This is a genomic window from Cyclobacterium sp. SOCE241, assembly GCF_056867545.1.
Map to the genome: position 1 here is coordinate 5,397,740 of NZ_CP149779.1, position 20,342 is coordinate 5,418,081.

The 20,342-nt window shown below is 42.0% G+C and carries 15 protein-coding genes, 3 rRNA genes and 2 pseudogenes; 9 read left to right on the top strand and 11 right to left on the bottom strand.

Annotated features, from left to right (window positions below):
• Positions 1–52 precede the first annotated feature (52 nt).
• The 6 genes from WG932_RS27460 to rrf all read left to right on the top strand — a co-directional run bounded on the left by WG932_RS27460 (position 53) and on the right by rrf (position 7,179).
• Positions 53–478: a hypothetical protein gene (locus WG932_RS27460; RefSeq protein WP_483086026.1), complete on the top strand. Its 426-nt coding sequence runs from the start codon at positions 53–55 to the stop codon at positions 476–478.
• Entirely contained in the window at positions 469–948 is a 480-nt protein-coding gene (locus tag WG932_RS27465; protein WP_483086027.1) for a PKD domain-containing protein, read from the top strand. Before WG932_RS27460 ends, WG932_RS27465 begins: the two co-directional genes overlap by 10 nt.
• Positions 948–1,973, top strand: coding sequence for a PorP/SprF family type IX secretion system membrane protein (locus tag WG932_RS27470; RefSeq protein WP_014020884.1), 1,026 nt, complete (start codon positions 948–950; stop codon positions 1,971–1,973). Before WG932_RS27465 ends, WG932_RS27470 begins: the two co-directional genes overlap by 1 nt.
• A gap of 399 nt (positions 1,974–2,372) precedes the next feature.
• Positions 2,373–3,897 (top strand): 16S ribosomal RNA (locus WG932_RS27475).
• 189 nt (positions 3,898–4,086) lie between these two features.
• Positions 4,087–6,966 (top strand): 23S ribosomal RNA (locus tag WG932_RS27480).
• Between the two features lie 105 nt (positions 6,967–7,071).
• Positions 7,072–7,179 (top strand): 5S ribosomal RNA (gene rrf / locus WG932_RS27485).
• The 16S, 23S and 5S rRNA genes sit together here, the layout of an rRNA operon.
• A gap of 1,182 nt (positions 7,180–8,361) precedes the next feature.
• Here rrf and WG932_RS27490 read toward each other — a convergent pair.
• Positions 8,362–9,063: a TolB-like translocation protein gene (locus WG932_RS27490; RefSeq protein ID WP_483086028.1), complete on the bottom strand. Its 702-nt coding sequence runs from the start codon at positions 9,061–9,063 to the stop codon at positions 8,362–8,364.
• Positions 9,064–9,577: 514 nt separating this feature from the next.
• Here WG932_RS27490 and WG932_RS27495 point away from each other — a divergent pair.
• The 3 genes and pseudogenes from WG932_RS27495 (at position 9,578) to WG932_RS27505 (ending at position 11,196) form a co-directional block, all read left to right on the top strand.
• Positions 9,578–9,871 carry a DUF2752 domain-containing protein gene (locus tag WG932_RS27495; RefSeq protein WP_483086029.1) on the top strand — a complete coding sequence of 98 codons (294 nt, stop codon included), beginning with the start codon at positions 9,578–9,580 and terminating at the stop codon, positions 9,869–9,871.
• Positions 9,856–10,253, top strand: a pseudogene (locus WG932_RS27500) (TM2 domain-containing protein). The gene WG932_RS27495 and the pseudogene WG932_RS27500 overlap by 16 nt, the downstream one beginning before the upstream one ends.
• A gap of 70 nt (positions 10,254–10,323) precedes the next feature.
• Positions 10,324–11,196 carry a DUF4097 family beta strand repeat-containing protein gene (locus tag WG932_RS27505; protein WP_483086030.1) on the top strand — a complete coding sequence of 291 codons (873 nt, stop codon included), beginning with the start codon at positions 10,324–10,326 and terminating at the stop codon, positions 11,194–11,196.
• Between the two features lie 549 nt (positions 11,197–11,745).
• Here the strand turns inward: WG932_RS27505 and WG932_RS27510 are convergent.
• The 10 genes and pseudogenes from WG932_RS27510 to WG932_RS27555 form a co-directional block, all read right to left on the bottom strand.
• Positions 11,746–11,943: a cold-shock protein gene (locus WG932_RS27510; RefSeq protein WP_014020889.1), complete on the bottom strand. Its 198-nt coding sequence runs from the start codon at positions 11,941–11,943 to the stop codon at positions 11,746–11,748.
• A 317-nt stretch (positions 11,944–12,260) separates the two neighbouring features.
• Positions 12,261–13,139: an aspartate--ammonia ligase gene (gene asnA, locus WG932_RS27515; RefSeq protein ID WP_483086031.1), complete on the bottom strand. Its 879-nt coding sequence runs from the start codon at positions 13,137–13,139 to the stop codon at positions 12,261–12,263.
• Positions 13,140–13,242: 103 nt separating this feature from the next.
• On the bottom strand, positions 13,243–14,406 hold the full coding sequence (locus WG932_RS27520; protein ID WP_483086032.1) for a lactonase family protein: 1,164 nt from the start codon (positions 14,404–14,406) through the stop codon (positions 13,243–13,245).
• On the bottom strand, positions 14,384–14,779 hold the full coding sequence (gene mnhG, locus WG932_RS27525) for a monovalent cation/H(+) antiporter subunit G (RefSeq protein WP_014020892.1): 396 nt from the start codon (positions 14,777–14,779) through the stop codon (positions 14,384–14,386). Before mnhG ends, WG932_RS27520 begins: the two co-directional genes overlap by 23 nt.
• Positions 14,776–15,048 (bottom strand): cation:proton antiporter, encoded by a 273-nt coding sequence (locus tag WG932_RS27530; RefSeq protein WP_483086033.1) that lies wholly within the window; start codon positions 15,046–15,048, stop codon positions 14,776–14,778. Before WG932_RS27530 ends, mnhG begins: the two co-directional genes overlap by 4 nt.
• Positions 15,045–15,524 carry a Na+/H+ antiporter subunit E gene (locus WG932_RS27535; RefSeq protein ID WP_014020894.1) on the bottom strand — a complete coding sequence of 160 codons (480 nt, stop codon included), beginning with the start codon at positions 15,522–15,524 and terminating at the stop codon, positions 15,045–15,047. The genes WG932_RS27530 and WG932_RS27535 overlap by 4 nt, the downstream gene beginning before the upstream one ends.
• A 12-nt stretch (positions 15,525–15,536) precedes the next feature.
• Positions 15,537–17,045 carry a proton-conducting transporter transmembrane domain-containing protein gene (locus WG932_RS27540; RefSeq protein ID WP_014020895.1) on the bottom strand — a complete coding sequence of 503 codons (1,509 nt, stop codon included), beginning with the start codon at positions 17,043–17,045 and terminating at the stop codon, positions 15,537–15,539.
• A pseudogene (locus WG932_RS27545) lies at positions 17,042–17,394 on the bottom strand (Na+/H+ antiporter subunit C). The gene WG932_RS27540 and the pseudogene WG932_RS27545 overlap by 4 nt, the downstream one beginning before the upstream one ends.
• 1 nt (position 17,395) lies before the next feature.
• A complete protein-coding gene (locus WG932_RS27550; RefSeq protein ID WP_014020897.1) occupies positions 17,396–17,806 on the bottom strand; it encodes a Na+/H+ antiporter subunit B in 411 nt (136 codons plus the stop codon).
• A 2-nt stretch (positions 17,807–17,808) separates the two neighbouring features.
• The gene (locus tag WG932_RS27555; protein ID WP_483086034.1) at positions 17,809–20,115 is read right to left on the bottom strand and encodes a putative monovalent cation/H+ antiporter subunit A; all 2,307 of its coding nucleotides are present in this window, start codon (positions 20,113–20,115) and stop codon (positions 17,809–17,811) included.
• Between the last annotated feature and the right edge of the window lie 227 nt (positions 20,116–20,342).

Genomic DNA, 20,342 nt, shown 5'->3' on the forward strand with positions numbered 1-20,342 from the left:
CTACGAATGGTTTAAAGATGGACTAAAAATAGAAGCGGAATCATCATCAAGCTTGTTAGTCCAAGAATCGGGAGTTTTTCATGCCCGAGCCATTTCATCGGACGGCTGTCCACTGATTACTGAAAACATTACAATCAACTATCCTGCCTATCCTGATCTTGAAGTTCTTAGTCCCATCTATGGTTGTCAGCCCAATTTGTTCCCTGATATTAGAGGATTTATAGCCGATTATGATACCCTACAGTTTGATTACCAACTTAAGAATGATTCCGGAGAGAAATTTATAAATGAGGACATGCTTACCTTAACAGAGGAGGGTGTGTATGATTTAAGTGTGAAGCCTAAATCTTTAGAATGTTGGTCATCACCCACTTCCATAAGGGTGATATTACCGGAAGAGGCTTTGGAAGCTTCTTTTGATTATGTATTGAATAGTACCGGTAAAAAGAAGAATCAGCAGATGGAATATTGGCAATAGATCCTATTAGGTTTATGGATTTGTCTGCAGGTAATCCTCAACGGTGGTTTTGGGATTTTGGGGATGGAAACACCAGTGAGCAACGGTCACCGGTACATGTATATGGAGATAAAGGGGAGTTTCTTGTCTCTCTTCGGGTTGAGAACGGGCCTGATTGTGCCGCTAGTTTTGAGTTTCCAATAATTATTCGGCGAACCTACAGGGTAATGTTTCCCACGGGCTTCACTCCTTCAAGATCGGAGGATAAATTTTTTATGCCTAAAATGAAGGGAATAGAAAGTATGGAATTGAAGATATTCAACACTTGGGGCGAATTCCTTATAGAAATCACTGACCTGAACAGTCCGGGTTGGGATGGGGCGATTAATGGGACGCCACTGCCACCGGGGACTTACGTTTATCGCGGTGACTTTAAAACCAACAAAGGGGAGCTTGTAAGCAGATCCGGGAAATTTCTTCTGATAAGATAATGGAAAAGAAAATCATTGGCTTTGTTTTTTTATTGGGATTGCTAGTGGTGCAGGCTTTTGGGCAAGACATGCAGTTTTCACAATTTTATGCAGCGCCTATCCATTTGAACCCTGCATTTACAGGGAGTACCGAATGGACGAGGGTAGGTGTAAATTACAGAAACCAATGGCCCGGGCTGGATAGAAGTTTCAATGCGTTTTCGGCTTACTTTGATCATTTCATAGATCACAAGAATAGCGGGATAGGGGTTATAGCAAATGGTGTACGAGACTCTTTTTCTCAAGTTCAAAATATGGAGATTGGTATAACATATGCTTACAGGGTCAAATTGGGAGAATACAGTTACCTGCATTCCGGGCTTCAGGCAAGTTTTGTTCACCGTAATGTAAATGTAGAAAGTATAATTCTAGGTACGCAAATTGATATTGACAGGGGGATAGTGGTTGGCGATGGGGTAAGCTGGGTGGAGGATGTAAGTCAACGGAGCCATGAAGACATCAATACAGGTCTGTATTATTACGACAAAAAGTTTTGGCTAGGGTTGTCGGCCCATCATTTAACCCGCCCTTATATTTCCTATCTTCAGTTGGAAAATCAACGGCTACCGATACGCTATGGGATACATGGGGGTGTGACGTTTGATTTATTTAGTAATAATATAGGAGATGTTATCAACAATACTTTACAAGAAAGAACACTTTCTCTGGCTTTTAATTATAAAAGACAGGGTTTATTTGATCAGCTGGATGTGGGGGCGGAGTTGTTTTACGCTCCCTTGATTATGGGCGTTTGGTACCGGGGACTTCCTACCAAACGGAGTTTGCCAAATAATGAGGCGATCATCGCGCTTTTAGGTTTCTCATTACCCAACGACTTGCAGATAGGTTATAGTTTTGATTTTACTGTATCAAAGTTGGCTTGGAGAAACAGTGGAGGGGCCCATGAGTTGTCCATGAGGTACACTTTTAGGAATTATAAATTGGGTAAAAAGCGGGATAGGGTTATCCCCGGATTTAAATATTAAAAGTTCAAATATTTTTTCCGCTGATAATCAGGTTACTTATGATTTATTGTCAGTTTTCTTGAATATTCCCCATTGTAAGTTAAAGAAAGTGCACCTTTGTCGTAAAAAGCGGGGAACGAAAGTAAGAAAAAGCGAGAATAAAGGTTCTCAAAAATTATTTTCAAAAACATTTTGCAGAGTTAAAAATTTCATTTTATCTTTGCACTCCCTTAACGAAACAGTCAGAAAACGATCTGACAAAAACGGGGTCAAAACAGAGGAATCGCAAGAGATTTTCGCTTGAAATAAGTTCTTTGAAGTGATGTTAGACATAATAAAAGAAACAGACTAAATAATTCATAGAGTCACGGAATAATAGACATATCAATCTTTCGGGATTAGATAGTCACAACCGACTTTACAATGGAGAGTTTGATCCTGGCTCAGGATGAACGCTAGCGCTTGAGCCTAATACATGCAAGTCGTACGGGATTTCATCTTTCGGGATGAATGAGAGTGGCGCACGGGTGCGTAACGCGTATGCAACCTACCTGTTACAGGGAGATAGCCCGGGGAAACTCGGATTAATATTCCATAGTATATAATCGTTGCATGGTGATTATATTAAAGCCTTCAGGTGGTAACGAATGGGCATACGCGGATTAGCTAGTTGGCGAGGTAACGGCTCACCAAGGCGACGATCCTTAGGGGTTCTGAGAGGAAGGTCCCCACACTGGCACTGAGATACGGGCCGGACTCCTACGGGAGGCAGCAGTAGGGAATATTGGTCAATGGGCGAGAGCCTGAACCAGCCATGCCGCGTGCAGGAAGACGGCGTTCTGCGTTTATGGCTTCTTTTATCTGGGAAGAAAAAGCCCTTGCGAGGGAAATTGCCGGTACCAGAAGAATAAGCACCGGCTAACTCCGTGCCAGCAGCCGCGGTAATACGGAGGGTGCAAGCGTTGTCCGGATTTATTGGGTTTAAAGGGTGCGTAGGCGGCTGATTAAGTCAGCGGTGAAAGTTCTCGGCTCAACCGAGAGACTGCCGTTGATACTGGTTAGCTTGAGTTATGGAGGGGTACATGGAATTTATGGTGTAGCGGTGAAATGCATAGATACCATAAGGAACACCGATAGCGAAGGCATTGTACTGGCCATAAACTGACGCTGAGGCACACGAAAGCGTGGGTAGCGAACAGGATTAGATACCCTGGTAGTCCACGCCGTAAACGATGATCACTCGCTTTACATTACGGCAGTAATTTGAGGCCAAGCGAAAGCGTTAAGTGATCCCACCTGGGGAGTACGCCGGCAACGGTGAAACTCAAAGGAATTGACGAGGGGTCCGCACAAGCGGTGGAGCATGTGGTTTAATTCGATGATACGCAGGGAACCTTACCCGGGCTAGAATGTGAAGGAATGATACAGAGATGTGTCAGTCAGCAATGACCTGAAACAAGGTGCTGCATGGCTGTCGTCAGCTCGTGCCGTGAGGCGTGGGTTAAGTCCCGCAACGAGCGCAACCCCTGTTGTCAGTTGCCATCAAGTAATGTTGGGGACTCTGACAAGACTGCCCGCGCAAGCGGAGAGGAAGGAGGGGACGACGTCAAGTCATCATGGCCCTTACGCCCGGGGCGACACACGTGCTACAATGGCGCATACAGCGGGTAGCGACACGGCAACGTGAAGCCAACCTCTAAAAGTGCGTCTCAGTTCGGATCGGGGTCACAACCCGACCCCGTGAAGCTGGAATCGCTAGTAATCGCGCATCAGCATGGCGCGGTGAATACGTTCCCGGACCTTGTACACACTGCCCGTCAAGCCATGGAAGTCGGGTAGACCTGAAGACGGTAACCGCAAGGAGCCGTTTAGGGTAGAACCGGTAACTGGGGCTAAGTCGTAACAAGGTAGCCGTACCGGAAGGTGCGGCTGGAACACCTCCTTTTCTGGAAAGACACTATAGAATTACTGTTTTTTTTAAGTCTAACACCTTCACCTTTGTCATTAGTAAGTAATGACGAAAAGTTCTTTGACATGTTGAGTGGAAAATGCAATGTAAAGTGTATTGATTGCGAGAGTGATTGATATATTTAGAATAAAGAACATTTGATGCTAGCAAAAGGGCATCAGATGAGTTCAAGTGAACAAGGGCGTACGGGGGATGCCTAGGCTCTAGGAGGCGAAGAAGGACGTGCCAAGCTGCAGCTGGCTGGGGATCGGCACAGTCGAATTGATCCACAGATGTCCGAATGGGGCAACCCATCCCGATTTATCGGGATATTCCGAAAAGGAAGGCAAACGCGGGGAACTGAAACATCTAAGTACCCGCAGGAAGAAAAACAATAGTGATTCCGTCAGTAGCGGCGAGCGGACGCGGAATAGCCCAAACCATTTATGTTACGGCATATATGGGGTTGTAGGACCTGCATAATTTTAAATTAGGAGACTCGAATTGGCTGGGAAGTCAAACCGCAGAGGTGGAGAGTCCTGTAGAGGAATTTTAGTTTAGAAGGCGGGTATCCTGAGTAGGCCGGGACAGGAGAAATCCCGGTTGGTGCCGGCACCATCCGGTAAGGCTAAATACTCTAGACCGATAGTGAACGAGTACCGTGAGGGAAAGGTGAAAAGTACCGTGAATAACGGGGTGAAAAGAACCTGAAACCGTGCGCCTACAAGCGGTCAGGTCCTGACTTTGTCAGGATGACGGCGTGCCTTTTGCATAATGAGCTACGAGTTACTCCTCACCGGCAAGGTTAATCCTGTAAACAGGAGGAGCCGCAGCGAAAGCGAAGTCCGAACAGGGCGTTATAGTCGGTGAGGTAGACGCGGAAAACTTAGTGATCTACCCATGGCGGGTTGAAGCTCTGGTAAAACAGAGTGGAGGACCGAACCGATAAGCGTTGAAAAGCTTCCGGATGAGCTGTGGAGTAGGGGTGAAAGGCCAATCAAACTGAGAAATAGCTCGTACTCCCCGAAATGTTTTTAGGAACAGCGTCGGGAATTGTATGATGGAGGTAGAGCTACCGATAGGACTAGGGGGAATTACATCCTACCAAATCCTGACGAACTCCGAATGCCATCATATAGAACCGGCAGTGAGGGCTTGGGTGCTAAGGTCAAGTCGAGAAAGGGGGAAGAACCCAGACCTACCGCTAAGGTCCCAAAATCCGCGCTAAGTTGAACAAAGGCGGTCCAGCTGCAGAGACAGCCAGGAGGTTAGCTTGGAAGCAGCTATTCCTTTAAAGAGTGCGTAACAGCTCACTGGTCGAGCAGCAGGGCGTCGATAATAATCGGGCATCGGTCACGGTACCGAAGCGAAGGATCACGATTTATCGGGATGGTAGGGGAGCATTCCAGCGACAGTGAATCCGGATGGTAATGTCCGGTGGAGTTTCTGGAAAAGCAAATGTAGGCATAAGTAACGATAATGGATGGGAACAACATCCACACCGAAAGACCAAGGATTCCTGATCAACGCTAATCGGATCAGGGTCAGTCAGGGGACGTAGACCTAGGGATAACCCGAAGGGGGATTCCGATGGCAAATGGAGTTAATATTCCCATACCGAACATACAGGTGACGGGGTGACGGAGTGTTGAAAGACCCGCCCGGTGACGGAATACCGGGTTAAAGGGTGTAGGTATTTGGACTGTAGTAAAATGCGCAAAGTCTTAGCCGAACCTGATAGTACCAAGCGTCTTCGGACAATTGGATAGTGGTCCTAAGAGCCAAGAAAAACCTCTGGCGCTAAGCGTATGTTCGCCCGTACCGCAAACCGACACAGGTGGTTGGGAGAGTATCCCAAGGGGTGCTCGAGTGAATCATGGCTAAGGAACTCGGCAAAATGGCCCTGTAACTTCGGGAGAAGGGGCGCCTCGCCTGACTTCGGTTAGGCAGGCCGCAGTGAAAAAGGCCCAGGCGACTGTTTATCAAAAACACATGGCTTTGCGAAATCGTAAGATGAAGTATAAGGCCTGACACCTGCCCGGTGCCGGAAGGTTAAGGGGGACGTTATCGTAAGAGAAGCGTTGAACTGAAGCCCCAGTAAACGGCAGCCGTAACTATAACAGTCCTAAGGTAGCGAAATTCCTTGTCGGGTAAGTTCCGACCTGCACGAATGGTGTAACGATCTGAGCTGTCTCAGCCATGAGCTCGGTGAAATTGTAGTCGCGGTGAAGATGCCGCGTACCCGCAACAGGTACGGAAAGACCCCATGAACCTTTACTGCAACAACATTGGCATCAGGTACACGGTGTGTAGGATAGGCCGGAGGCTGTGAATTGGCGTCGCTAGGCGTTGAGGAGCCACCGTTGAAATACGGCCCTCTGTGTGCCTGTCTAATCACCTCAAGTGGGAGACATTGTTTGGTGGGTAGTTTGACTGGGGTGGTCGCCTCCAAGAAGTAACGGAGGCTTCCAAAGGTTCCCTCAGCACGCTTGGTAACGTGCGTGGAGTGCAATAGCATAAGGGAGCTTGACTGCAAGGCGTACATGCCGAGCAGGGTGAAACACGGGTATAGTGATCCGGCGGTACCGAATGGAAGGGCCGTCGCTCAAAGGATAAAAAGGTACTCTGGGGATAACAGGCTGATCTCCCCCAAGAGCTCATATCGACGGAGGAGTTTGGCACCTCGATGTCGGCTCTCGTCACATCCTGGGGCTGGAGAAGGTCCCGAGTTGGAGCTGTTCGCCCATTAAAGTGGCACGCGAGCTGGGTTCAGAGCGTCGTGAGACAGTTCAGTCCCTATCTGTTGCGGGCGTGAGAAGTCTGCGGGGGGCTGTCCTTGAGCATTGCGAGAGGACCGGGATGGACCGACCGCTGGTGTACCGGTTGTAGTGCCAACTGCACCGCCGGGTAACTAGATCGGGAAGATAAGCGCTTCAAGCATCTAAGTGCGAAACTCGCCCCAAGATGAGACTTCTAAACAGGGCCGTCAGAGACGATGACGTTGATAGGCTGTAGGTGTAAAGTCAGAAATGACATAGCCGAGCAGTACTAATCGCGCTTGAACGTCTTTGCTACGTTGCATTTTCCACAAGACAATGTCAAAAATAACTTAACAACATTTATAAAAAGTAAAGAAATTAAGTGTAAGCAGTTAAAAGCGAACACAAAGATTTAGGCGGCCCGGCGCAAGGGGACCCACCTCTTCCCATCCCGAACGAAGTTAAGCCTGCAGCGCCGATGGTACTGGGGTTACACCTGGGAAGTAGGTCGCCGCCTTCTTTTGAGCCCTTAGAGCAATCTAAGGGTCTTTTTTTATGCCCAATTACACCCAAAAGATAGAAGTATTCTACAGATTACTCAGATTCACTGAATAGCATTCATGGAATGAGATTGGTTTTGATCCTTTCCGTTAAAATAAATCATTATTCAATTAGCCTCTTCCCATCCCGATCCGCGCGGCGGATAAGCCCTGCAGCGCCGATGGTACTGGGGTTACACCTGGGAGAGTAGGTCGCCGCCTTCTTTTGAACCCTTAGAGCAATCTAAGGGTCTTTTTTTATCAATTACACCGAAAAGATAGAAGTATTCACCACAGATTACTCAGATTCGCACAGATAGCATTCATGGAATGAGATTGGTTTTGATCCTTTCCGTTAAAATAAATCATTATCCAATTAGCCTCTTCCCATCCCGATCCGCCGCGGCGGATAAGCCCTGCAGCGCCGATGGTACTGGGGTTACACCTGGGAGAGTAGTGCCTGTCCCGACTCATCGGGATCGCCGCCTTCTTTTAGACACTTAGAGCAATCTAAGGGTCTTTTTTTATGCCCAATTACACCGAAAAGATAGAAGTATTCACCACAGATTGCTAAGATTCGCACAGATAGCATTCATGGAATGAGATTGGTTTTGATCCTTTCCGTTAAAATAAATCATTATTCAATTAGCCTCTTCCCATCCCGATCCGCCGCGGCGGATAAGCCCTGCAGCGCCGATGGTACTGGTGGGCCACGGCGTGTGGGAGAGTAGTGCCTGTCCCGACTCATCGGGATCGCCGCCTTCTTTTAGACCCTTAGAGCTATCTAAGGGTCTTTTTTTATGCACTTTTTTTAAATATACTTGCTTAATGTCCCCTAACTTTTTTAAGAACGCTACGCTAACGTAAGGTTCAAGCTTTTGAAATAAACTTTATGCGATCACTTAGCAAACCATTTATCCCTATAGGCCCCTCTATATAGGCAACATTCATCCTTATTCGAATCAAGGGTATATTCCATAAAAAATACTCCTATTAAATAAAAAGGTGTAGATACAATCTACATCTAGTGCTTATTTGTTCAAGTATCAGTAGATGCTTGTAATTCTTTTGGGATAGGCTACATCATTTTCAGTTTTGCATTTTATTTAAAAGGCCTATTGAAACAGGGTTTAATAGGCTTCATCCGATATTAAAACTCCCAATCATTTTGACGGCTCCATCGTTATGACCAAGTTTTTATTGTCCGGACTTAATGCAATTCTGCTGATGTTACGATATTCTAGGGTATTTAATGTTGCTATTTCTTCCCATCCTGTTCCTTTGCTAATATTTTTGAGATAGATGGTTTTATCCCGGGCCATTAAAAGATTGTTCTTATCAATCCATACAAAGTCCTCTTCCCCTGCTAAAGTTATACCTATCGTTTTTGTTTGCCTGCTTTTTACATCAAAAGCTTTCAATTCATAAGCTTCTCTTCCATTAGAAATGATGTTTGAGTTTTTGTCTACATATACAATTTCATTTGTACCTGGTCTTTGGCTTATGCAACGACCCGGGTTTTCAGCGATCTCAAATATTTCTTCTCTACTGTAAGGATAGACCAATCGGTTGGGAGAACCTACCAAGAATAAGGCAGCTGTTTCTCCATGCCAACCATAATATCCCACAGGTTCGATGTCATCGTATAAAAGCTCCGGTTCCCCGAAATTTATAGGGTATAACCATATGCGCTGACTGCTGTCTTTTTCAACCCTTACTGTGGAAATATATTGACCGCAACTTGTTAACTTAGGTGAGAACTCATCAAGTTCCGGAGTCCTTGTCATATTGGTGTATTTATCCGTATCTAGATTATATAGGATTACATCAAAATTACCCGTCGGGTCTTTAGAAGTAAATACCAATTGACTTTTATTGATAAAAGAAGGTTGGTTATCATATCCTTCTCCTTTGGATATTTTTTTGCAGTCTCTGGGAATATTGTAAAACCAAACAAATTCTTTTTGGATTCAACAAGAAAAAGATCGGTATCTTCTTGGGCTTTAAGCAACCTACTGTTCAATAAAAAAACAATAAATAAAAGTGCCTTGAAAAATTTCAGGCACCTGAAATAGTTGGCGCTGCTAATTTTACTTTTGTTTATCATTTATCTCGATCTTTGAAATTTTAAAATTTTAGTATCTCAATTATGATTATCTAATGTACAAAAAGCTATTTGTTTTCAACATTAATATTATTTTAATTCTTAACTTCTTCAATGCTTAAGTCTTCTTTAAGTTTTGGCTATTACTATTATGTTTTCTGTCCGAATATGAACAATATTTGTACTTCAATCGAACACATCTTTTAGCCAAATGGGTCCGTACTTCCTTCATTAGCCTATTTTATAACTGGCACTCTATTCGTATATTGAAAGACATGAAAGTAATCAACTCAGGGATTCTGGAATTGATTTTATGGACAATTGCTCTATTAGGTTTGTATATTGGCGGTGCAGAAGCTCCGCATTCTTTTTGTTTTTGTCCTCTTGATTCATTAGGGTTCACTTGGTGCCCGGGCTGTGGTATTGGTCGGTCCATTCATTATTTTATGCATGGAGATTTCACCATTTCTTGGGCTTATCATCCACTGGGAGGCTTTGCTTTCATGGTAATCCTATTTAGAATAATTGAATTAATAATATTAAATAAAAAATTATGGCAAATGTATTGAGACACCTTCCGGAATTAGAAGGAATGGAATTGGGTTATATCCAAGGAATTTTGAAAGATATGAATGAAGAGCAAGCAAGCTTATTTGCTCAGGTATATCGTGCCAGAAGGAAGGATAGCCAAATGATATTAATCTTGACTTTGATAGGCTTTTTGGCTTTGCAGGATTGCATCGTTTTATTTTAGGGCAAATTGGCCTAGGGATTCTTTATTTACTTACTGTGGGCTTATGTTTTATAGGAACCATTGTTGACTTGGTCAACTACAAAAGCTTGACTTATGAGTATAACATCAAGATTGCCCATGAAACACTTTCTTTATTGGCTGTAAGCGATGATTTCAAAACCAATAATGATGCCTTTAAAAATAATAACGATGCATAGATTTCCTTTATTGTTTTTGTTTGTTCTTGTGGGGTTCTCGGGTATACAAATTTCTTGTAACCCAATTTCCATGGAAACCATAAGTGATATAGAATCAACTTATGATGGTATCACTAAAGTCAATGTAAATGGGGGTGCGCTTGAAATCAGTTATACCGGTAGAGACGAAGCTGAAGAAGTGGTTCTAAATGCATTTGTAGAAGCAAGTGATTCGCAAATGGAGGGAGTGACGGTGAAGAAAATTGGCGAGGAATTGTTTGTTGATTTTGGGCCAAGGGATGATTTTGGTTCTTTTTTCTCCTCTTTTAAAGTAAAGGGTTTTATCAGTATCACGGGGCCTTCCGATATGGCGTTAAATATAAATAATTCATCTGGGACCATGGAAGTGTTTAATGTTGACAATGAAGATATTGTGCTCAAGGGTAGCTCAGGGAAAATTGAAGCAGAAAATCTTCGCTCTCCGAATTTAAGTGTGAGAATTTCTTCCGGAAAACTGGAGCTTGAGAATATCCAAGGTGATTTGAATTTAGAATTATCTTCTGGAATGGGAACATTGGAAGGGATGAAAGGTAATGTTAAGTTTAGAGGCTCAAGTGGTATGGTTGTTTTGACCGATATAGATGGGCTTGTTTCCGGAAGCATGAGTTCAGGAAAAGCAGATTTAAATGAGATCACAGAATTAGGTGAAATCAGCTTGACATCCGGTATGTTAGTGGCCAATGATTGTGGGCTAGGGCCGGAAACTAATCTGTCTGCTTCATCCGGTTATATGAAAGTAAATACCAGATCTTCCCTAAAGGATTATAATTATGATTTCAAGGTAGGTAGTGGGAGGCTAAGTATCGGAGATCAATCAAGTAGTGATGATTTATTAATTGACAATGCCGCTGAGGTGACCATAAAAGGGAAAATACAATCGGGAAAAATGGTAATTGTGGATTAAACCCGAAATTTACAATAGATTTCTATTACGTGATGAAATCTATATGCAGGCAGGAGACTTGCGATTACAAGGCTTCCCGTAATCATGGGAAATCCTCCTAGTTATAATTCGGGTTAAAAATTTATGTATTCAAGCGATATATAGCAAAGCTTTGACTTAAGAAACTCCGGGTGGAAGCTCGGTGTTTTTTATTTTAAGGAGTTTAATAATCTAGGTGGTTTGTAAAGGTGGTGTGGAATTGAAGGTTTTAAAAAACAATAAATATTACGCCTATTAAATTAGGCTTCTTCTCAGTATGCTAAAAATGGTTTATTGTATTTTTCTCAAGTTGGTTATGAGAAAAATGAGTTGCTCCCGAGAGAAAAATCACTAATATCAACATGATTTTTTGCTGATATTAAAATTGACGGACACTAATGAAATGCAATGCTCACGTATTTGAAATCGGTTAGAGCTACGTGAAGTATCCTAAACCAATACCCTGGGAAATATAGGCACAAAAAAAGCAACCTTAGATGATTGCTTTTCACTACTGATGTCAATGTTATGTTATGCGTTTACTACCTTCACATTCACTGCATTCAGACCTTTTCTTCCTTCTTTAAGATCAAAGGATACATCATCGTCTTCTCTGATTTCGTCAATTAGTCCAGAGACATGCACAAAATACTCTTTTGATGATTCATCATCAATAATAAAACCGAATCCTTTAGATTCATTAAAAAATTTTACTTTTCCTGTGTTCATAATATAATTAATTGATTGTATTTATTGAGGTAAAGGTAATGAATCTTTTGGCAAAAAAAACTCTTGTATAAAAATATTTTCAGGAATTAAAAGATTACATAAAATGCATTGGCCAAGAAATGGGCAAAAACAGTAAGATTCAACCCTTTAATTGGATTATTATCTCATTAAATCAATGCCTTCTTCCTTACATTTTTGAAATTCTTTTTCGGGCCAAATTCCCGATTGCACCTCTCCAATGTGCTTTTTTCTTAGCAAGAACATGCAGGTTCTGGACTGACCGATTCCACCACCTATACTTTGTGGTAATTCTCCATTTAATAGTTTTTGGTGGAAAAATAAACCTGCTCTTTTTCTTCACCGGAATTTTTTAACTGATGGGCCAGTGTCTCTGCATCTACTCTTATACCCATGGAAGAAAGTTCAAAAGAATTTTCTAGTACCGGATTCCAAACCAATATGTCTCCATTCAATCCTTTATGGCCTTCGGAATTATAGCTACTCCAGTCATCATAGTCCGGTGCTCGGTCATCATGCTTTTCGCCATTGCTTAATTTGTCCCCAATACCTATCAAGAATACAGCACCATGTGCTTTTGTAGCTTCATATTCCCTTTCTTTGGGAGTTAAATTGGGATATGCTTGTAGCAGATCCTCTGCCTGAATAAATTTAATTTTTTCCGGCAATAAAGGGCTGATCTGAGGAAAAATAGAAGCGACACTTTTTTCCATTTCTCGATAAATCTCATAAATACCTTCAACTACTTCTTTCAGATAGGTTAGATTTCTTTTGGAAAGATTAATTTTTTGTTCCCAATCCCATTGGTCTACATACAATGAATGCTGTGGAGAATAGTCTTCATCCGGTCTCAAGGCCCTCATGTCTGTTATTATACCTTCACCATCTTCGGTTTCGAGTTCAGCCAACTGCCACCGTTTCCATTTTGCCAATGATTGCACCACAACTCCGGGAGCATCCCCTTGATTTTTTATTGGAAATTTCACAGGTCGTTCTGTACCACTTAGGTCATCGTTAATACCTGTTCCATCCATAATGATTAATGGACATGACACCTTGAAAAGGTTTAACTTTTCGGACATCATCTTTGGGAATTTTGTTTTGATGAGGTCTATGGCTTTTTCTGTCTCTCTCCTATTTAACAAGGATTTGTATTTCAGCTCGCTCGTTGCTGCCATGTTATTTTATTTACTATGTTCACGATTTATCGTTCTTCTCAAAATCGGCCCAATATTAAGGAAAAGAATTGATTCAGGAAAATATCCTGTTTGTTTGCCTGTATTAAGGCAAGAAATTAATGTAAACTGGTTTATGAATCTCAAATTTGGTGTCCATTGGTTTCAACTCTCCGGAATCTAAGTTTCTTTCAAAAGATAGGATAGTATTCGAGTCTTGGTTTCCCGCCAAAAGATATTTCCCATCATTGGTGATGTTGAAATTTCTTGGGGCTTTACCCATGGAAGATACGGTTTGCACATGGGTTAAGTCCCCATTCTCTTTGATTTTAAAAGCAATAATTTCATTGGCTTCACCACGGTTTGAAGCATAAAGGAATTTCCCATCAGGACTAAGTCTTACTTCAGCAGCTCCAACTTTACCTTCAAACCCTTCTGCAATTAAAGAGTGGGTGGCTTGGTGCTTTAATTCGCCTTGATCATATGAATAAACGCCTATTTCTGCGGAAATTTCATGAATTAGGTAAAGTTTATCTCCTTTGCTATTAAAGACCATATGTCTAGGTCCCGCACCGGGGGCTACTTTTAACCTATAAATTGGTTCAGGATTCACAGGTTTTTCAAGGCTGTTGTCAAATTCATATACTACCACTTCGTCAGTCCCTAAGTCAGCAATGAATAAATTGCCATCAATTGGATGAAAAATAGCCGCGTGAACATGAGGTTCTTTCTGTCTATTGGTGACCACACTACTTCCTGTATGCGCAATGACTTGGGTAACAGGTTTTACTTCTCCGTTTTCTGCGATCGGAATTACAGAAAAATCCCCGGAACTATAATTGGCCGTTACAGCAAAAGATTCACTTGGATCTATAGTGATGTAGCAAGGGGATTTAGCAGAGGCTTTCACTGAATTAAGCTTTTGTAATTTTCCATTTATAAGACTGAAAGAAGTAATTTTCCCTCCTTCTTTACCTCCATTTTCTTCCACTGCATAGACCAAGTCTTGCGCTTTGTTAGCAATAACAAAGGAAGGGTTTTCTACGGCTGCCGCGGTACTAATGGTTTGAATCTTGCCTTCATTAGGGTGAAAAGCCATTAGGTGAATGCCTTGGTCCGGAGAGTTGGTATAGGTCCCCAAGAGAAACAAATGAGCTGAAGAGGAGGCTTCCTCATTCGTTTTATTTTCTGTCTTATTGTCATTTGATGCTGTACCGCAAGCCATAAAGATCATTAGTAAACAGGCGTTAATTAGATTTTTTACTTTCATTTTTTTCATCGGTTTTGTTCATGCCACTGGCCAATTCATGAGTTTTGGGATGGTATTTTCCTTTTAAATCGTCCTCTTTGGATTTGGACCAAAGTTTTACTCCTGAGAAATAGGAGGCCCTCCCTATCATGTGTGCCCCCACAGGAGCAGTAAGCAATATGAATATAATTATGGCCAGAACTCTGGACGTAATCCCTATTTCATTGAAATAAACTGCAGCAGAAATCAGCAATAGTCCTATGCCTAGTGTGGCTGCTTTGGTAGTGACAGAAATTCGGAGGTAAAGATCCGGCATTCGAATTACTCCAACTGCAGCTAGCAGAATGAATAAGCCCCCAAGGGAGCTAAGAATTATGATTAATATATCACTCATTTTTTTCTCTTTTTATCTAAATAATAAGAAAATGCTACTGTACCCAAGAACGCAATTAAGGCCATGATCATGGCGATATCAAGGAAGGCGGGTTGATTGGTATAAATACTGTAAATGGTAATGATGCCTATTCCGGTAGTAAGCAATAGATCAAGCGCTACCACCCTGTCAGAGAGGGAGGGGCCAATGAGAAACCTGATAAAGATTAACAAGGTAGAAATGGCCAACACAGGAAGAATTATATAATATAGGAAGTCGTATACACTCATCTCAAAATCTCCAATAGTTTACGTTCGAATCCATTTTTAATATCCGCTATAAAGCGGTCTTTGTTTTTGACATACATGGCATGTACATAAAGTACTTTCCTGTCGTCTGACACATCCAGACTTAAGGTTCCGGGAGTCAGGGTAATAAGGTTAGCCAATAATGTGATCTCCATATCTGTCTTTGCATCAAGAGGGATTTTGATGATGCCCGGTTTCATAAAATAACTGGGAGTGATGACATCATAAGCCACTTGGAGGTTTGCTTTTACCAGTTCGTATAAGAAAAAGAATATGAAGGCCACCACCTTCGGTCCTCGATAGAGATACCTGTTGTCCTCTCCGCGTTGTGAAATAAGCCACATCAACAAAAAACTCAAGGTAAAACCAAATACGAAATTTATAAAGGAGAAATCACCTGTCACTGCCAGCCAAATAAAGGAAAGCAGTAGGTTACTAAGAAATCTGGTTTTTATCATTTTTCTATCGAATTAATTGCCCAAAACTGCTTGAATATATAGTGAGGGGTCCATAAGGTTGTCTGCGATTTTTATTGACAATCGCATGACCCACTCTGCCCCAAAACCAATACCTAGTGAAATGAATGACAGGAAGAGTATGGAACCAATCATCGCTCTCCTTTTCAGAGGTTTTAGTGCATTAAAGTATTTTATATGCTTTTTTTCCGGTAGCTCGGGGCCGTCTTTCCAAAAGACTTCTGACCACAAGCGAGCGATAATCAATAAGGTAAGGAAACTTCCCAGAATTACGAAAATCAGTATCAATATATTTGATTGTTCCAAGGCTCCTTGAAGTAACAACAACTTGCCCCAAAAGCCTGACAAAGGTGGGATGCCTACCAAGGAAAAGAGAGGAATGGCCATCAGAAGGCTTAGCTTTGGGTGTTCCTTATAAAAACTGCCTAGCAAGCGCATAGAGTAAGTTCCTTTGAACTTGAATATTAATCCGCTGACCATGAAAAGATTAGTTTTTACGACAATGTCATGCACCAAATAAAATATGGCTCCGGCAATGGCTAAACTACTGTAAACCCCTAAGCCCGCAAGCATAAATCCAATGTGGCAAATAATTAGGTAACTAATTACTTTCCTCATATTATTTTGAATCAAAGCCCCTATGCCCCCCGATAAGATAGTTAAAATCGCAAGCGCCATGATTACAGTGGAGAGAAAAGCATCCGGTATAAATATCAACGTAAATACCCTGAGCATAGCATAAACGCCAACTTTTGTAAGCAGTCCTCCGAAAATGGCAGAAATGGCCGGGGGAGGCGTGTGGTAGGAGGCAGGTAGCCAAAAATAAAGTGGGAAAATGGCTGATTTAATTCCAAACCCGACAAGAAAGAGTATGGCAGTTACGTTGACCAAACCTCTATTTTCTATTTCTGCAACCCGCAAGGAGAGATCTGCCATATTCAAACTGCCGGTAAGCCCGTAAAGTATGGCAATGGCGGTTAGGAAGATAACCGAGGCCAATAAATTCATGGTGACATATTTGATGGCACCTTCAATTTGAGCTTTTTCTCCGCCAATGGTAAGCAATACAAAGGAGGAAATGATGATGATTTCAAACCATACATACAGATTGAAGATATCTCCTGTAAGGAATGCCCCACTGAGTCCCATGATAAGCAAATGGAAAATGGGAAAATACCCGAATTTGACACGTGCATTTCTAATGCTACCAACGGAATAAACACTGACAGCCAAGCCTGCAATTGCGGTAAGCAATACCAGTAGAGAACTGAAGGTGTCGGCGACAAAGGTGATTCCAAAAGGGGCAGCCCAACCTCCGGCCTGCATGATTTGAATGCCTTCGGTATTTACTTTTACCAAAAGCAATATGCTGATAACAAGAGCGATTAGAGATCCGGTTACAGAGATAAGCTTTTGAATATTCTTGCTGTTCCAGGAGAACATCAATAATACGGCTATAAAAAGCTGGAAAATTACCGGTAAAACAATGTATGGGTTGTTCATAAGTCTTCGTCGGTTGCGTTCATTTCGTCCAGATCGTCTGTTTTAACCACCTTGTAAGCCCTTTTGACCAATATTATGGCAAAGGCCTGTAATCCAAAACTAATAACTATGGCTGTAAGGATTAATGCTTGGGGTACAGGGTCTGCATACAATTCTCCCAGCATCTTTTCTGAAGATGCAATAATAGGGGCTGTCCTTTGACAATTTTGCCCAATAAAAATATTAATAGATTGGCTCCATTGCCAAGTAAGATTAAACCAATAATCAGTTTAACCAAACTTCTTCTCAGCATCATATAGATACCGGCGGCATACAAGAGCCCTATGATTATTACCAATAAAATTTCCATATTATAATCCTTCTGATATGGTGAAAATAATGGTGAGGGTAACACCAATAACTACCAAGTAAACGCCTGTGTCGAAGAATAAAGCAGAACCTACTTTACCGATGACAGGCACCGCATTTTCCATCCACAATCCTGTCATGAAAGTGTCCCCGAAAAACAAAGGCAAGGCACCGGAAACCAAGGCCAGTAGTAGACCTACAGGCATTAAAAATCCCGGATGAAAGGTCATGATGTTTTTCGTTTTATCGATTCCATTGGCAAAAGAATGAATTACAAATGCGATAGAAGCCATTAGGCCACCGACAAAACCTCCACCCGGTAAGTAATGACCGCGCAATAGAATGAAAATTGAAAAGAGCAATAGCAAGGGGAGCAGGTAGGCCGATGCTGTCTTAAATATGATGGTTTTCATAATTATTCTTTTTCAGTACTTTTAAGATGAAGTTTCAAAAGGCCAAATACACCGATGGCCGCTATGGCCAATACAGTGATTTCTACAATGGTATCAAAACCCCTGAAATCGACCAGGATTACATTCACCACATTTTTTCCTTTGCCTAAGATGTAAGCATTCTTTGCATAGTATTCACTGATTTCCTTGGTTACAGACTCGTTCATTACTTCCAAGGTCAATACGCTAATAAGTCCTCCAAATACCAAGGCGAGTAATCCGTCGCGGATTTTGTCATTATTATCCGGTAACACCAAGTATCTGGGGAGATTATACAAGACCAAGACGAATAGGATAACCGTAAGGGTATCTATAGAAAACTGGGTCATGGCCAAATCGGGTGCAGAATAAAACAAAAAGATCATGCAAAAGGAGTAGCCCACCACCCCTAAGGAGGCCACAGCCGTAAGTCTTGAATTTGAAAATACGGTAAAGAAAATGGCAGTGGCCATGATCACTACTACCACCGCTTCATAGAAGGTTACATCAGAAAGTTTGGAGGTGTCCAGGTACAACTCTACACCCGTGAAAAAACGGTAAGCCAATAAAATGCAAAGAAAGGAAAGGATGGTGATGAGATAAAACCTCAGGTACCCATTTTGAAAAAACTTTGTCCATACCCTGCTTAAGCCTACAAAACCATCTGCAATTTTATTGATAATTGTATGCGGAGAGATATTTTCAAATTTTGCCACCTTGGCAAGCAGCCCTTCAGAGGGTTTCAATAGGAAATACAAGGCGATGCCTGATCCAATGGTGATGGCACTTAGAAGTAAAATAAGGTTGAAGCCATGCCAAAGTTTCAAATGAAAATCCGGGCTATTTCCTGTGATGGATTGTACTACAGGTTTGATTATGCCTCCTTCGATTAATCCGGGGGCCAGGCCAAATAAAATTCCCAAAAAACCAAGCAACATGGGAGGGACATACATTGCAGGACTGGGTAGGTGTAGTTTTTGGTATTTTTCGGGCAGTTTACCTACAAATGGTTTTATTCCTGCCAAAAAGCCGGCAAATAGCAAAGCTGCATTGGTTATAATAGCCAGGCCGGTTAGGAGCCAGGCAATGTCACCCATGCCCAAAGTGGCCTCATAAATCAGATCTTTTCCCACAAAACCGAAGGAAGGTGGAATACCGGCATTGGAGATGGCCGCAAGAATGGCTGCTATTCCCACAGGAAGCATTACCTTATTTAAGCCACCTAGCTGTCGGATGTCTCGCGTGCCTGTCTCGTGGTCGATGATACCGGTTACCAGGAATAGTGTGGCTTTATACAAGGCGTGTACCAGTATAAATACCGCAGCAGCCAGTAAAGCATCTTTGGTGCCCAATCCGATAAGGAAAACCAGTATGCCCAGGGCTGAAATGGTGGAGTAGGCCAAGATCCCTTTGAGGTCTAGCCTAAACAAAGCATGGATAGCAGCATAGGTCATGGTAATTGCCCCTACGATGATCAAGGTACTGTTCCACCATTCATGATTTCCTAAAACCGGGGTAAAACGAGCGAGTAAATAAATTCCTGCTTTTACCATAGTCGCTGAATGCAAGTAGGTTGAAACAGGTGTTGGTGCTTTCATTGCTCCGGGCAACCAAAAGTGGAACGGAAATTGAGCGGATTTGGTAAATGCTGCAATAAATAAAAATACCAAAACCCATCCATATAGCTCATGAGATTGGATGGAATCGGTAAGAGGTATTAAAGCAGATATTTGAGAAGTACCGGTGATTTGTCCTAATCCTACCATGGCAGCCATTAAAAACAATCCGCCGAATCCAGTGATGGCCAAAGCTGTGATGGCTGATTTTCTTGAATCAGGGTTATCGTTATTAAACCCAATCAAAAAGAAAGAACTTATACTGGTTAGTTCCCAGAAAATAAAAAGGGCATAAATATTGTCGGAAAGTACCAATCCAAGCATGGAAGCCATAAACATGGAAAGATAGGCATAAAACCTATCAAGGTATTGGTGTCCTTTTAGGTAGGAAGAAGTATAAACAAAAACCAGGGTGCCTATCCCGCTTATCAGTAATACGAAAAGGAAGGAAAGGCCATCAAGGTGGAAATCCAAGTTAATTCCTATGGATGGTACCCATTGATAACTGGCTTTAATGGTGTCTCCTGCCAGCAAAATTGGGAGTTTCGAAAGAAAAAACCCAAAAATAGAAAACGGCAGTAAAGCAACCCAAATAGTGGATTTTCCCTTCAGTTTCCCCATGATCATGGGAATTACTAAAGCAAAAATAAATCCCGAAATTACGGCAATCAACATCAGCGATTATTTAATGAGTTTGTGTAACGAAAGCCTAAAATACAAAAAATTATAGGATTAGACAGGTCTTAACGAATCGTTTCCATTAACGGTTAGTTGATGGAATTAATAATGTACTGATAGTAAGCAAAATATAATATAGTAGTAATATCGATAAGAAATTATAACAAAAAATTGATGCATTGAAGCAAAAAAATGTGCATTTTTGAGATATTGCAAAGATTAAA